This window comes from Chryseomicrobium aureum (genome assembly GCF_043182735.1).
GTDB classification, from domain to species: Bacteria; Bacillota; Bacilli; order Bacillales_A; family Planococcaceae; genus Chryseomicrobium; species Chryseomicrobium aureum.
The window spans coordinates 1,218,541-1,233,041 of the sequence record NZ_CP171117.1 but is presented as its reverse complement, the minus strand read 5'-3'; the positions used below and the strand labels follow the sequence as shown (position 1 = coordinate 1,233,041).

Below are 14,501 nucleotides of genomic sequence, written 5' to 3'. Positions count from 1 at the left end.
ACCCCTTTACTTTGGCGAGACAGGAAGTTCCTGTTCGAGCTCTTGTAAAAATGCTTTTTCAGATGCAGTCAGTAAAATCTCAATCGAGCCACGATCTTTTTCTGTACGAATCAAACGCCCGACCCCCTGCTTCATTCGCATCTTCATAAATGGTAAATCCACTTCTTCAAATGCATTGAAAGAAGCTGCACGCTTCGCATTGAAAATCGGATCATTCGGTGGGAATGGCAAATCGTAGACAATGACACGCGTCAATAAGTCTTGCGGTAGATCCAATCCTTCCCAAAGTGAGTAGGAAGCTAAAACAGATGGCTTTTCTTTGTACGCCTCAATAAGCGAGCTCATTTCTTGTTCCCCTTCGAACAATATATCCTCATGTCCATACATCAATTGGAACTGTTCAAACGATTCTTTTGTCGCAAACAAGACAAGTGTCGGCTCTTCTGATTTTAGAAGTTCGAGTACTTTTTCGCTTTTATCCACGGGTTCAGACACATGAATCGTCATGACTTCTTCGTAGTCAAATGGTGAAGCAACTTGAAGTGACTGATAGTCTGCAATCCCTAAATTGCCAGCTAAATAGTCAAACGTCTGCTCGACACTGAGTGTTGCAGAAGAGAAGATAATTGGTAGTGTTCCATTAAACAATTTTTCAGCAAGTTGTTCGTCTACAAGTTCTGGCATGATGGCAAGTGTTTCAATCCCGTCTACCTCTTCTACCCAATCAATCGCTTCATTGTCTTCTGTGAACAACTGGAACGCTTGCAAGTAATCTTCCAAGTATTCTTCCATCAGTTTCATATCGTAGGATTCAATCGAGTACATTTCACCCTCGAATACAAACTCTTCTAGTAGAGCTTCTACTGTTCTGACAAGTAATCCACTCGCAGCTTTCAACTCATCGGTATGACGGATTGTCATCTTTTCAAGCATGTCATTGTCAATAGAAGAACGTAACAGTTCAAAAAACGCTAAATGAGCTTCTTCTAGAACATCAAGATAGTGAAGTGTTTTAGGACGCAATCCTTCTACTCGTGCTTTCTCTAACAAATCCAATAATGATTCGCTTTGCACTTTTAATGTAAATGCTTCCTGCGCGGCAAATTCCACTAAGTGTCCTTCATCTAATACAATCGCAGAAGCTTCAGGAAGTAATGGCAATTGTTCTTGACGCTTGCGTGACTCTGCCGTCCACAAATGTTCCATCAAAAATTCATGCGAGCAAATCACTAGGTCAGTTGCTTGACGGTAGAATTGACGAGAGATGGTTTGTCCACATTGATTTTTGATGTCACAGATGGAACACTGTTGTACCGGATGATAATTGACAAGCTTCCACTGCTCATCTGTAAGGAAGCTGAATTCTTTGCGATCTCCATACGGATACACTTTTTGAAGAGAAGATCCCCCAAATACAAACTCCGGAAGACGGTCATCAATCTCATCCACAAATTCTGGCACATCAAACCCACGACGTTGTTCATCTAATCGCTGCAGACACAAATATTCTTCTCGCGACTTTGCCAAACGTACATCAATCGATAAGTTGAGCAGCTCAGATAGGCGAGAGATATCCCCTTCTGGTTTGATCAGCTGTTCAATAAGGGCTTCATCCGAACAAGCTATAATTACAGGCTTACCTGTGTAGCGTGCATACGCAATCGATGGTAATAAATAAGCCATTGTCTTTCCAGTTCCTACTCCGGCCTCGGCAAAAAGAACGGATTTCGACTGTAATGCCTTTTCAATTTGGAAGGCCATATATACTTGTTCATCACGAATCTCGTATCCATTTTCCGGCAAGGTGTCATAAAACACATCACCTAACCAGTTCGATAACGACTGATAGAACGATTGATCTTTGGATAATTCGAATGGAATATTTTTGCGCATAACTTCACTCTTTTCTAGACTAATTTAGACTCTTTGACCCCAGAATTGATAATAATCTGTACGGATAAATCCATTGAATAATTTGCGTTTTTTCGTTGCTTTCTTACCATAAACGGTTTCCAAGTTTTCCATAGAAGATAACAAATAAACAGACCACGATGGATATTTACTCATCACATAGCCAAATTGAGACAATGTCTTTTCAATCTCTTCAACTTCACCGATACGTTCTCCGTAGGGTGGGTTACTGATGACAACACCGTTATCTAAACGAGTTGTAAAATCTGCGGCTTGCATTTGCTTGAATGTAATGATATCCGCAAATCCTGCTTCTAATGCATTGGAATTCGCAATTTCAATCATACGGTGATCGATGTCCGTTCCAAGGATTGTGAGTTCTTGATCATAATCCGCTTGTGTGTCGGCTTCATCACGTATTTTTTCCCATACTGCTGGTTTGATCCAACTCCAGTGTTCTGCATCAAACTCACGATTATATCCGGGTGCAATGTTCTGACCAATCATAGCCGCTTCAATACAAAGTGTACCCGAGCCACAGAATGGGTCGACAAATGGACGACTTGGACTCCACTTTGAAATTTTTACAAGAGCCGCTGCTAATGTTTCTTTTAAAGGAGCATCCCCTTGCGTCGTTCGATATCCGCGTTTATGCAGGCCAACACCGCTTGTATCCATTGTGAGTAACACACGGTCCTTTAAAATGCTGACTTCGATTTTATAGCGAGCACCGGACTCATCAAGATAGCTCATACGTTTATATGCGGACTTTAATCGCTCAACGATTGCTTTTTTCACGATACTTTGACAATCTGGAACACTGTATAATGTCGATTTTACACTTTTCCCGCTCACTGGGAAATTTGCATCTACCGGTAAGTACTTTTCCCATGGAAGTGCTTTTGTCCCTTCAAAAAGTTGATCAAATGTCTTGGCAGGGAACTCCCCTACTACAAGTTTCACACGGTCTGCCACACGTAACCAAATGTTCGCTTTTGCGATGGCTTCTTCGTCCCCTTCAAAAAACACTTTCCCGTTGTCTGTTTGTGTTTCAAAACCTAAGTCTTTCAATTCATCTGCAACGATACCCTCTAATCCCATTGCAGCTGTCGCAAGTAATTTATATGTCATAGTATCCACTCCTTTTTAGTCTATAAAGAGAAAAAACTCTCCGAAAAGGAGAGCTGTGCTGTTTATCATAAAACCTTCTATTCGATAAGCCATGTTTTGTCTCCCTTGTACTCAAACGGGAAATTCCCTCGTACATACTGGGCGGCAATCATCTATCTACGGACATGCCGTCTTCCAATCCGTTCAATTCCTTCATGGAAATGCCCCTACCATAATTTGGGTTTCTCACTCGTGGGGTTTACCGCGTTCCACTCTTACCGTTTCCGATAAGACTTCGTCACTGTGGCACTTTCAAGAGTACTGCACCATATCCCGTAAGACGTAGGTGGTTTCTCTGCCGTCAGCTGGCAGCTGCCCTCGTTTATGACTTCACGAGGCACGAACACTACAGACATCTCAGAACTGTGTGAGCATGGACTTTCCTCTACACATTAGTATGTGCAGCGATTGCCTGAATAGAAGGCCACAATCGAGTATACGTTATTTTACTGGTTTACACAAGAACTATCAGTCGTAAAGCTTCGCACCAAATACATGCTTCTCCAAATTAGACAAGCGCTTTAAAATGTCAAAGTTTGTAGATGACTGAGGGGCTGGTGCTGATTTTGGTGTATCTTCTAATTGCGTGCGAAGATCTCGGTTCTCTTTCTCGAGCTCTTGGATTCGCTTATCGAACTGCTCATAGTCTTTAATGACTTCATCTAAAAATGCATCGACTTCTTCTTGACTATAGCCACGCATTGTTGTTTTAAATTGTTTCTCTAAAATATCATTTGGTTTAAATTGAATCCCCATACCCATCTTCCTTCCATCCATTGGTGATTGGCTTCATTATAGCATAGGAACGCTTGACACACCTATCTATTTGTCGAAGCTTGCGCTTTCCCGAGAAATGATTTTCCGGTCTAATCGTTCGTCCCTATTTTTCAATTCTGCCAAGTAGAAAGCCAATTTCTCACGCGTCAAGATTGCTGTTAATGATAACAACTGTGTTTTTGCTTGTTGGACGTAATTCTTCGCTTGCCCGAGATCTTTCATTTGATGCTCTGCAAGTTTTGCACAATGAATGAGTGCGTCCAACTTCTCAATTCCTACTAGCAATTCTGAAGCTGTCTCCATCAAATCAAGGCTTGATGCAAATTCTCCTTCACGCTTTTGTAAAAGAGACAAATAATAATAAGCGTGTGGTATATCTTGTTTCTCATAACGTTCAGTTACTTTTCCATAAAGCTCTCGACTGTTTGGCAACAATTTTAAATCTCGCAGCCATTTTGCTAAATTTAATTCAGTTTGAGAAGACCGGGTCTCAGGTGCATCTACGAGATGACGAAGAGAGTGGATATACAATGCCACTAGAGAATACAAATCCCATTTGTTATGTTCTAGTATGCGATCCAAGTTTTCGGTTTTCCCCGATCTAACAGCGTCCATATAAACAATCGGAGCGAGATGTCCGGGCATGTCATCTTCCCTATGAAAGTTCAATTGTTCTCTTTCCATGTCTTGCAACTTATAACGCTCTTGTTGTCCTCTCCACAGTCGCTTACTTCCGTGAAGCAAATCAATTTGAAACACTTGCGGAAAACTTGGAAGAAGTTTTCGGTTCATCGTCCAACGCACTTCGAGCTGGGTCAAGTCAAAGCTTTTGCCGTTATACGTGATAATTGTGTCACGGTCTTGAAAAGGTAACGCTTTTAAAAATGCCAATTCATGTTGCGGAGAAGCCAAAATAAATTGATCGAGTTGAAACCCAGTGGCCGTTTCAAACAAGACGCCATTTAAAAAAATATGAACGCCGACACCTTTTAGACCCGTCGTTTCGGTGTCATAAAAAAAGAGGCGACTTGACTCTTCTGGAGTTAGTGGATGCCCTTTAAAATCGCGCTTTGCTTTCGCGACAAGGGAGGAGAGTTCTGAAAACTGAGTCCCTCCATGCTTAAAGTCATGCGGCAAAAGCGTTGAGATTTTATAGTAGACGCCTTGGTCTGTATGAACCAAGTCATAGTCCGACGAAGACCATTTCACAAAATCAGGGCGATTCACTTCTTTGATAGGTTCTTTGACTTGTTCAGGTTGCTTTTTTATAAGGCCTTTCATAGCCAGTAATTTTTTTTCATAGGACATATCAGTCACGCACCAAGTTCGTTAGTAATAAAAGGACTTCTTCTTTTAAACCGACATTTGCTTCCTGCGCACCAATACATGCAGGACATCCATCCAAGCATGGACAAGAAGCTACTTGCGCATGTGCTTCTTCCACAAGTTCTTCAAATCGGTCTAACATTCGTTCAGATAAACCAATACCACCTGGATAACTGTCGTAAATGAAAAATGTTGGTTGCTGGTCTAAGATGGATTTCATTTGCGGAACGACATGCACATCTTTACGATCACAGTCTAAAAATAGTGGAATGAAAGAATGTAGCGCATAAGCTGCACCAACCATTGCATCTGAGAACAGATGCAGATTCCCTTCTTCCGGTTTTGAAAAAGTGATCCATGTTGCAGATGTATGAAGCTCAAGTGGCGGTAAATCGATTGTTCCAGATCCAATATTGTCATGCGTATCAAATTTGATTTTTTTAAAGAGTGTAGGGTGTGCGAGCACGATAATATCGCCATAATGCATCTCGACGTTCTTTTCGGTTCGGTGTTTATCTTTCGAAAGTACTTTCATTTCTACTGCAATGTTTGCATCCGTAAAATAATCTACATCTACTTCTGTGACAAATGCTTTTTTCTCATCCCAATCGAGAAGCTCTACTTGAAACTGAGTGCCTTGATGGAGATAGATCGCTTCTTCGTGTAACAATGTCATCGCACTAAATAAATCCATCTCTCCTATAACCCGCGTCTTGGTTGGAACGGATTGATCAATAATAATCACATTGTCCTGAGAGGCTGAACGCAAGGAGATATTACTCGCTGGAAAACTTTCAGCCATCCAATGCCATTTATCTGCTGTTTCTAACAAGACGCGTTCTTCTTTCAAAAGCTCAAGTAGTGGCGTCACATGATACTCCGCGTAGTCTTCTTGTTTCTCGAACGGTAATTCAAACGCTGCACATTTTAAATGGTCCATTAAAATCAACATGTTTTCCGGGAAAATACGGACTTCTTCTGGAGATTGGCCAAGTAAATACTCGGGATGGTCAACAACGTATTGATCCAGTGCTGTAGATTGTGCGACATAGACAACAAGTGACTCTTCTTGACGACGCCCCGCTCGTCCTGCTTGTTGCCATGCACTTGCAATATTGCCTGGATAGCCTGTCATAATACAGACTTGCAATTGCCCAATGTCGACACCCAGTTCTAAAGCGTTTGTACTGACGACTGTTCGAATGTCTCCGTCACGCAAGCCCTTCTCAATTTCTCTTCTTTCAGAAGGTAAATACCCTCCTCTATATCCTTGAATGGAGCGATCATTTAGTTTCTTACTGACCAATGCTTTCAAATAGGTGACGAGCATCTCTACACGAACGCGACTCTTCGCAAAAATGATTGTCTGTAAACGTTTTGCATACAATTCTTGCGCGAGGTCACGAACTTCTAGAACAGCACTTCTTCGCACGTTGTAAGTCGGATGGACGACCGGCGGATTGTAAAACATGAAGTACTTTGTTCCGGAAGGGGCGCCGTTATTTGTGAGTACGACATGGTCTTCATGTGTGAGTGAATCCGCTAACTCTTTTGGATTTTGAATTGTGGCAGACGTACAGATGATGACCGGGTGGCTTCCGTAAAATGCACAAATTCGTTTCAATCGACGTATAACATGCGCTACGTGAGAGCCGAACACACCTTTATACGTATGCATTTCATCAATTATGATGTATTTCAAGTTCTCAAACATCGACACCCATTTTGTGTGGTGCGGTAAAATACCTGAATGCAACATGTCCGGATTGGTTAGAATGATATTGCCATTCGTTCGCACTTTTCTACGAATCCCTGGCTCTGTATCTCCATCATATGTAAAACTGTTGATTTGCTTGCCTGTGGCTTCAATCAATTTGTTCACATCTGCTTTTTGATCTTGCGCTAGAGCTTTCGTTGGAAATAAATAAATCGCCCGGCTTTTGGGGTCTTCAATAATCGACTGCAAAACTGGTAGATGATAGCACAATGATTTGCCAGAAGCTGTAGGAGTAATTGCTGTAAACGACTCTCCAGCACGAGCATGCATGTATGCACTCGCTTGATGTGTGTAAAGTTCTGAAATTCCTTTCGCATGGAGGGCAGCTATCAAACTATCATCTAAGTCTTGAGGAAACGGGACTGTTTTTGCTTCTTTTGGTTCTATGACATGTATCGACTGGATCTGCTGTTTTTTGGCAGGATCTTTTACCCATTCATCAAGTAGTTGGGATATTGTCGTCATTGCCCTCACGCTCCAATTCCGTCAGCAAAGTTTTCAGTGTGTAAAGAACGGCATGTACACTTTGATAAAATCTTTTCTTCGAAGTTTCTTTGAAAAAAGACTGTACACTATACTGTTTCATCCCATCTTCTGTTGCATCGATTTGATTTTGATGGATATACTTCGGTCGGTTAAGACGAATGTAGCGCTCGGCTTCTTGTTTCCACTCACTAATCCATATGTCCACTTTTGCTACATGAGGTTTTACTTCCTCGAAAAAATCAGGTGTGCGATCTTCGACACGTAGTTGTTCAAATCTTGCAAGACACGCTTCTGATTCACTAATCAATTTTTCTGTTAAGTCTTTAAGTTTCATCTGTGTCACTTCCTGTTCACTTCTATCCTTTTATCATATCAAAAGTTCACTACTTCAACTAGTTTTACGAACAAACATTCGAATGAAACATTCGGGGCATGTCAGGCGTCTAGTGTATATGCTACACTAAGGCACAGAGGTGTTGACTATGAGCATACGGTATCCGAATGGAAAACGGTACCAACCTACCTCCCCGAAAAAAACTGCGTCCAAAAAGGATTATTCTTTTAGTAATCGGGGAAAGACGTTAGAGGATGAAGTCAATGAAACGAATGACTATTACTTGCAACATAAAGTAGCAGTGATTCATAAAAAACCAATCCCAATCCAAATCGTAAAAGTGGATTACCCCGGAAGAGCGCGTGCAGTCATACGAGAAGCTTATTACCGTACACCATCCACAACAGATTACAATGGCGTATATAATGGATACTATTTAGATTTTGAAGCGAAAGAGACGAAGAATAAAACATCGTTTCCTCTTCAAAATGTTCACGAACACCAAGTCCTGCACATGCGACAAGTAGCAGAGCAAAATGGTATCGCATTTTTGGTTGTAGCTTTTTCAACTCTTGAACGCTACTTTTTCATGAGTAGTCAAACACTTGACTTGTATTGGGATCGAATGAATCAAGGTGGTCGAAAATCGATCACACTTGATGAGTTTGAACAAACTGGTATTGAAATTACTCCTGGGTATGCTCCGCGTGTACCCTATTTAGATGCTGTCGATCTTTATTTGACTGGCAAAGAAAGTGAGGAATGAGCTCGTGGCGAATGAACAGCGAACTCGGCAACAAATTAGATTAGAGCAACAAAAAAGCAAAAAGAAAACAAAAGGAAAAACTGGCAAACGGGGTATCTTCAAAAAGATATTCTTAGCACTAGTCGCAATTGGCCTTATTGGCTTACTTAGTGGTTTTGGATTATTTGTGTATTACGCAAGCTCTGCACCACCGCTTGATGAAGAGTCTTTAAAAGACCCGATTTCGTCCACTTTCCTTGATAAAAATGGCGAAGCTTTCTATACTTCTGGAACTGAAAACCGAATTTATGTCAATTTTGATGATATTCCACAACAGATGGAAGATGCGATTTTAGCTACAGAAGATGTTCGTTTTTATGACCATATGGGTATGGACTTCTTACGTTTAGGAAGTGCCGTAATTGCGAACGTTACACAAGGGTTTGGAGCACAGGGTGCTTCTACTATTACGCAACAAGTCGTGAAAAACTCTTTCTTGCAAAATGAAAAGACATTAAAACGAAAAGCGCAAGAAGCTTGGCTATCGTTCCAATTAGAACGCGCCTATGACAAAGAAGAGATTTTTGAAATGTATTTCAATAAAATTCTTATGTCAGGTCGCAATTATGGTTTTGGAACAGCTGCAGATTATTTCTATGGTAAGGAATTAAATGAACTAGAACTACATGAAATAGCGATGCTTGCTGGAATTCCACAAAGTCCGAACAATTACAATCCGTTCAACAATCCAGAACTTGCTGAAAAACGTCGAAATACAGTCCTGCATTTAATGGAGTTACACGGAAAAATTACGACTGAAGAAGCGGATGCTGCTCGTGCAATTCCCGTTACAGAGACATTGATTCCAGAAGATCAACGTCAAGCTTCAAGCGAATTAAAATATGAAGCATTCATTGATATCGTGGAAAGTGAATTAAACAAAATTGACCCTTCTCTTCTATCAGAAGGTATCACTGTTCACACGACTTTAGACCCTGCTGTACAAACGAAAGTAGAAGAAGTGATCAACTCTGACATTTATGCTACTGAGAAACAACAAGCAGGTATCGCCGTCGTAGACCCGAAAACTGGAGCACTTGTTGCTTCAGGTGGAGCACGAAATTATTCAAATCGTGGTTGGAACTATGCGTATGATAATAAAGACCGTCAGCCTGGCTCTACGATGAAACCACTTCTTGCGTATGCGCCTGCGATAGAAAATCTGAACTGGTCAACAGGGCAAACTGTAGTCGATGAACAAATCACCTACACAGGTACTGACCAAGTTGTACGGAACTTTGTCGATCGTTATTTAGGTCCTATGACAATGCGCGAAGCATTATACCGCTCTCAAAACACACCTGCAGTCAAAACACTGCGCGAAGTGGGTCTTGATAACTCTCGAGACTTTATCAATCGTTTTGGGTTAGGCATTGAAAATGTTTATGAATCGTCTGTTCTAGGTGGTATTGAAGGAATTTCACCAATGACGCTTGCTGGTGCATATAGCGCATTTGCGAATGGCGGATATCACGCGGAACCTTATGCAATTGAAAAAATCGTCTATCGTGACGGAGAAACAGAAGACGTTTTGAAAAACAACTTAGAAACAGTCATGAAGGATTCTACAGCCTACATGGTGACGGATATGTTACGTGACGTTTTAGAAAATCAAAATGGTACAGGTCAAACCGCTGCAGTTCCTGGGATTGACTTGGCAGGTAAGTCTGGTACTTCGAACTATAGTGCCGACGAGATTGCAACAAATAACCTCCCTTCTGGTTCGTTCCCAGATACATGGTTTGCTGGCTACTCTACGGATTATTCAGTAGCGATTTGGTCAGGAAATAGTAAACGAAGTGAACCGATGACTTCTGCTGAAGAGCGTCGTGTACCGCAACAAATGTTCAAGCAGATCATGACGACCATTTCTGCAAATGCTGCAGACTTTAGCCGTCCAAACTCAGTAGTGGAAGCTACTATTGAAGTAGGTACTTCACCCCTTCAATTAGCAAGTGAATTTACACCAAGTAACCTACGTCGTACAGAATTATTCGTTCGCGGTTCAGAACCAACGGCAGTTTCTGATGAATACGAGTTGACGGAACTCCCTGCTCCGACAGGATTAGCGGCAGATTTTGATGAGTCTAACGCGTCCGCAACACTTCGTTGGAACTATGAAGCTCCTGAAGGTGTTGAAGATGTAGAGTTTGTCGTATCTGTGAGAGTAAACGATGGTGGCGCTCAAGAGGTAGACACGACATCCGACACTGGGCTTATTGTTAGGGATTTACAACCTGGAAACACCTATACATTTAGTGTTGTAGCAACAGCTGAAGGTATATCCAGTGCCCCTGCCACAGTATCGATTACACTTGCTGAAGAACAAGAGCCGGAGGAAGAAGAACCTGCGGAGCCTACGGAACCTGAACCGGGTGAAGGTGAAGGTGACGAAAATGGCAATGGAAATGGAAACGGCAATGGCAACGGTAATGGAAATGGTAACGGAGATGAATCTGAGGAACCAACTGAGCCGGGTGAAGGTGAAGGCGATGGCGATTCAGAAGAACCGACTGAGCCTACAGAACCTGGTACAGATGAAGAAGAAACAAATAGTAATTAAAAAAGTGGCCCATTATAGGGCCACTTTTTTTGTGCTTTTCATTCGTTTTTTCCCTTCACGACATTTTTCGAGAAGTGGACATTCGGGACAATTTGGATTTTGCGCTTTGCAATGATACCGTCCGAAAAAAATCATTTGATGATGCGCTTTGGACCACAATTCTTTAGGCATCTTTCGCATCAGCGTCTCCTCTACTTGTAACGGTGAATCCTTCCACCTTGAAACACCTAGCCGTTTCGATACACGTTCAACATGTGTGTCTACGGCAAGAGCAGGTACTCCATATGCGACAGATACCACTACATTTGCCGTCTTTCTACCCACACCTGGTAGGCGCGTCAACGTGTCGCGATCTTCGGGAACCACGCCACCAAATTCATCAAGTAACATCTGACTCAGCTTTTGTATATTCGATGCTTTATTGCGATACAATCCGATTGATCGTATATCTTGTTGCAATTCTTCCAAAGGAACAGCCAAGTAATCTTCGGGTGTCTTGTATTTTTGGAAAAGATCTTTCGTTACACGGTTCACTAAGACATCCGTACATTGTGCGGAGAGTAGTGTGGCAATGACAAGTTCAAATGCGTTGTCATGCACCAATTCGCAATGGGCATCTGGATACATCGTATCCATAACATCTAGAATTTCAAGCCACTCTTTCTTCGTTACCATCTTACTCCCTCTCTTCCAACCAATTATAAAACGGCACTTTTGGTCGACTTTCTGAAGACGGTGTTCGTTTTACCGTATATTTATGAAACCCTTCAGAATGCTTACGAATTTCTTCGAGTGTCGTCAGATTTTTTTTCTTCCATTCAAATAATATGCGGTCTATATACTTCAAACTTTTCTTTTCAGCAAGCACAGCTTCTACAAGTGCTTGCCTGATCACATCCACGCTGTGACGATCTTCATCAATCCATTTTGAAATCGTCTCATATTCAAGTGGAGTGAATACCCTACCAAACTCTTCTTCAAAAGTACGGAATAACTCACCAATCTGTTGTTCCGATGTTTTTTTCTCTGATGCAGATTGTTCCTTCTCTAAACAATCTACAAGTCGTTCCCACAGCTGATATAACACATAAGACTCTTCTACCATCTTATCTGTGTTGGATTGTTCGATAAACAATAAGCCCCTTTGCATCAATCGTTGTAAGATGGCTGCAACTTGATGTTCCGTGATTTCCATTCGAGAGGATATTTCGGTAGGCGTCGGGAAATGAATCCCAGCTTGTTGATACGATTGAATATGTAAAATCACCATGGCTTCTTGGTCGGAAAGCTCTAAAGCCCGATAATGAGTAAAAAAAAGCTGGGAAATGGTTACATTTCCCTGCTTCATCCACTGCTCCAGGCGACTCGACGTGTTTTTCACGTGATGTCCTCCTTAAGGGTATAAACGATTTAATAGACGTGGGAATGGAATGGATTCACGAACGTGTTCCGCTCCACTGATCCATGCTACTGTGCGCTCAAGACCTAAACCGAATCCTGAGTGAGGTACTGTTCCATATTTACGGAGTTCTAAGTACCAAGCATATGCAGCTTCATCTAAGTTGTGTTCTTGTATACGTTGCTTTAATAAATCATAATCATGAATACGTTCTGATCCACCGATAATTTCACCGTAACCTTCTGGTGCAATCATGTCTGCACATAACACTACATCATCACGGTCTGGGTGTGGTTGCATATAAAAAGGCTTGATACCTGTTGGATAATGTGTAATAAATACAGGCTTGTCATAAGCTTCAGCAATCGCTGTCTCGTGTGGTGCTCCGAAATCATCGCCCCACTTAATGTCATCAAATCCTTGTTCATGCAAGAAAGTGATAGCATCATCGTATGTAATACGTGGGAATGGCGCTTGAATTGCTTCTAATTTCGATGTGTCACGACCTAAACGCTCAAGCTCTAATTGACAGTTCTTCAATACCGATTGCACGATGTAGGATACATAATTTTCTTGCACTTCTAAGCTCTCATTAAACTCAACAAATGCCATCTCCGGCTCAATCATCCAGAATTCAATCAAATGACGACGCGTTTTTGATTTTTCAGCACGGAATGTTGGACCGAACGAGAATACTTTCCCCATTGCCATCGCTGCTGCTTCCATGTATAACTGACCGGATTGTGATAAGAACGCATCTTCATCGAAATACTTTGTCGCAAACAGTTCAGACGTACCTTCTGGAGCTGAACCTGTTAAAATCGGAGGATCCATTTTGACAAAGCCCTCTTGGTTATAGAATTCATAGGTCGCTCGAATGATTTCGTTACGAATTTTCATGATGGCATGTTGTTTACGAGAGCGTAGCCAAACATGACGGTTATCCATCAAAAACTCCGTCCCGTGCTCTTTTGGTGTAATCGGGAAATCTTCAGCGAGTGATAACACTTCAATTTCTGAAACTTGGATTTCACAACCAAAACTGTTGCGTGTATCTTCAGTCACTGTTCCGGTAATATAAACCGAAGACTCTTGAGTCAGACCTTTTGCAGTTTGGAAAAGCTCTTCTCCAACGTCTGCCTTCACTACAACACCTTGTACAAATCCAGTTCCATCTCGCAATTGTAAAAATGCAATTTTCCCACTTGAACGCTTGTTCGCAATCCAAGCCCCTAGCTTTACTTCTTCTCCGATATGAGAAGGCATTTGATTAATTGAAATTTTCTTCATGATTTCCTCCATCTTATAAATTCGAAATCCGCTTCCACCAATCTCCTGATTTAAAATCCAAGTACGTATAGCCAAGCGCATCATTCGTGTTCAAATAGGTGACTTCCCATACAGGTCCTATTTCTTCATGACCGAGTTTTATGGACATAATCTTCTCGACATTGCCTTCTGCGCGCGTTCGCTGTTCGGCTTCTTCAGCAGAAATCCCATCAGAGAGGTTTACTTCATACGCTGTTTGGTTTTCAGCTTTGTCGATGATGTACGCCACATCTTGCCCTTCAGAGGACTTTCCGATGACAGTTACATAACTCGTCACACTATTGTAGGCATAAACTTCTGAAACAGTACTAAGAAGACCCTGAGATTTGACGAGTTCTTCATACTTTGCAAATTCGTTTTGTTCAGGCTTCTTTGCCACTGTATAGAGAATTCCGAGACCGGAAATGACGACGACTCCAATTAGCAGCACTGTCGCTACGATCCATTTCATTTTCATGTGCGGTAAATTGTAAAGACCGCTTTTGATTCATCCTCTTTGTCAAGCGCTAAACCGAACATCAAATCATCGTGTTTCAATGAACGATTGAGTGCGTCTACTAGCTTATAGAGGTCGGATTGGTACGTTACGGTCACGGATTGGATGACTTCAATTTTTGATTCCAT

13 protein-coding genes and 1 other RNA gene are annotated in these 14,501 nt (G+C 41.7%); 2 read left to right on the top strand and 12 right to left on the bottom strand.

The features are described 5' to 3' along the window. Positions 1-6 precede the first annotated feature (6 nt). From ACF3OH_RS06545 to ACF3OH_RS06515, 7 genes are all read right to left on the bottom strand, one after another. Positions 7-1,893, bottom strand: a complete 1,887-nt coding sequence (locus tag ACF3OH_RS06545; protein ID WP_392456484.1) for an ATP-dependent DNA helicase — start codon at positions 1,891-1,893, stop codon at positions 7-9. 24 nt (positions 1,894-1,917) lie between these two features. Beyond that, a complete protein-coding gene (locus tag ACF3OH_RS06540; protein ID WP_392456482.1) occupies positions 1,918-3,042 on the bottom strand; it encodes a class I SAM-dependent RNA methyltransferase in 1,125 nt (374 codons plus the stop codon). Positions 3,043-3,122: 80 nt separating this feature from the next. Then, positions 3,123-3,501: RNase P RNA component class B (gene rnpB / locus ACF3OH_RS06535), an RNA gene on the bottom strand. A 48-nt stretch (positions 3,502-3,549) separates the two neighbouring features. Next, positions 3,550-3,837 (bottom strand): cell division regulator GpsB, encoded by a 288-nt coding sequence (gene gpsB / locus ACF3OH_RS06530; RefSeq protein ID WP_239584750.1) that lies wholly within the window; start codon positions 3,835-3,837, stop codon positions 3,550-3,552. A 66-nt stretch (positions 3,838-3,903) separates the two neighbouring features. Continuing rightward, entirely contained in the window at positions 3,904-5,166 is a 1,263-nt protein-coding gene (locus ACF3OH_RS06525) for a ribonuclease H-like domain-containing protein (RefSeq protein ID WP_392456480.1), read from the bottom strand. 1 nt (position 5,167) lies between these two features. Then, complete coding sequence (locus ACF3OH_RS06520; protein ID WP_392456478.1) at positions 5,168-7,426, bottom strand: DEAD/DEAH box helicase; 2,259 nt, start codon at positions 7,424-7,426, stop codon at positions 5,168-5,170. After that, positions 7,401-7,781, bottom strand: a complete 381-nt coding sequence (locus ACF3OH_RS06515) for a YppE family protein (protein ID WP_204589184.1) — start codon at positions 7,779-7,781, stop codon at positions 7,401-7,403. Before ACF3OH_RS06515 ends, ACF3OH_RS06520 begins: the two co-directional genes overlap by 26 nt. Positions 7,782-7,929: 148 nt before the next feature. On the opposite strand from ACF3OH_RS06515, the gene recU reads away from it, so the two are divergent. Together recU and ACF3OH_RS06505 are read left to right on the top strand one after the other, a co-directional pair. Next, a complete protein-coding gene (gene recU / locus ACF3OH_RS06510) occupies positions 7,930-8,547 on the top strand; it encodes a Holliday junction resolvase RecU (RefSeq protein WP_204589183.1) in 618 nt (205 codons plus the stop codon). A 4-nt stretch (positions 8,548-8,551) separates the two neighbouring features. Beyond that, positions 8,552-11,149 carry a PBP1A family penicillin-binding protein gene (locus ACF3OH_RS06505; protein ID WP_392456475.1) on the top strand — a complete coding sequence of 866 codons (2,598 nt, stop codon included), beginning with the start codon at positions 8,552-8,554 and terminating at the stop codon, positions 11,147-11,149. A 12-nt stretch (positions 11,150-11,161) separates the two neighbouring features. Here ACF3OH_RS06505 and nth read toward each other — a convergent pair whose 3' ends face one another. Genes nth through ACF3OH_RS06480 form a run of 5 tightly spaced genes read right to left on the bottom strand, consistent with a single transcriptional unit; the run spans position 11,162 to position 14,501 of the window. Further along, positions 11,162-11,824: an endonuclease III gene (gene nth, locus ACF3OH_RS06500; RefSeq protein WP_392456473.1), complete on the bottom strand. Its 663-nt coding sequence runs from the start codon at positions 11,822-11,824 to the stop codon at positions 11,162-11,164. A 1-nt stretch (position 11,825) separates the two neighbouring features. Continuing rightward, the gene (locus ACF3OH_RS06495; RefSeq protein ID WP_392456470.1) at positions 11,826-12,530 is read right to left on the bottom strand and encodes a DnaD domain-containing protein; all 705 of its coding nucleotides are present in this window, start codon (positions 12,528-12,530) and stop codon (positions 11,826-11,828) included. Between the two features lie 12 nt (positions 12,531-12,542). Beyond that, complete coding sequence (gene asnS / locus ACF3OH_RS06490; protein WP_204589180.1) at positions 12,543-13,838, bottom strand: asparagine--tRNA ligase; 1,296 nt, start codon at positions 13,836-13,838, stop codon at positions 12,543-12,545. Positions 13,839-13,851: 13 nt separating this feature from the next. Continuing rightward, a complete protein-coding gene (locus ACF3OH_RS06485) occupies positions 13,852-14,334 on the bottom strand; it encodes a DUF5590 domain-containing protein (protein WP_392456467.1) in 483 nt (160 codons plus the stop codon). Further along, positions 14,331-14,501 (bottom strand): YpmA family protein, encoded by a 171-nt coding sequence (locus ACF3OH_RS06480; protein WP_204589178.1) that lies wholly within the window; start codon positions 14,499-14,501, stop codon positions 14,331-14,333. Before ACF3OH_RS06480 ends, ACF3OH_RS06485 begins: the two co-directional genes overlap by 4 nt.

Bases quoted from the DNA above. Each gene is read 5' to 3' on its own strand.
- ACF3OH_RS06545 (WP_392456484.1), bottom strand. From the start codon at position 1,893: ATGCGCAAAAATATTCCATTCGAATTATCCAAAGATCAATCGTTCTAT.
- ACF3OH_RS06480 (WP_204589178.1), bottom strand. From the start codon at position 14,501: ATGGAATCAAAAATTGAAGTCATCCAATCCGTGACCGTAACGTACCAA.
- ACF3OH_RS06540 (WP_392456482.1), bottom strand. From the start codon at position 3,042: ATGACATATAAATTACTTGCGACAGCTGCAATGGGATTAGAGGGTATC.
- ACF3OH_RS06485 (WP_392456467.1), bottom strand. From the start codon at position 14,334: ATGAAAATGAAATGGATCGTAGCGACAGTGCTGCTAATTGGAGTCGTC.
- asnS (WP_204589180.1), bottom strand. From the start codon at position 13,838: ATGAAGAAAATTTCAATTAATCAAATGCCTTCTCATATCGGAGAAGAA.
- gpsB (WP_239584750.1), bottom strand. From the start codon at position 3,837: ATGGGGATTCAATTTAAACCAAATGATATTTTAGAGAAACAATTTAAA.
- recU (WP_204589183.1), top strand. From the start codon at position 7,930: ATGAGCATACGGTATCCGAATGGAAAACGGTACCAACCTACCTCCCCG.
- ACF3OH_RS06515 (WP_204589184.1), bottom strand. From the start codon at position 7,781: ATGAAACTTAAAGACTTAACAGAAAAATTGATTAGTGAATCAGAAGCG.
- ACF3OH_RS06525 (WP_392456480.1), bottom strand. From the start codon at position 5,166: ATGTCCTATGAAAAAAAATTACTGGCTATGAAAGGCCTTATAAAAAAG.
- nth (WP_392456473.1), bottom strand. From the start codon at position 11,824: ATGGTAACGAAGAAAGAGTGGCTTGAAATTCTAGATGTTATGGATACG.
- ACF3OH_RS06520 (WP_392456478.1), bottom strand. From the start codon at position 7,426: ATGACGACAATATCCCAACTACTTGATGAATGGGTAAAAGATCCTGCC.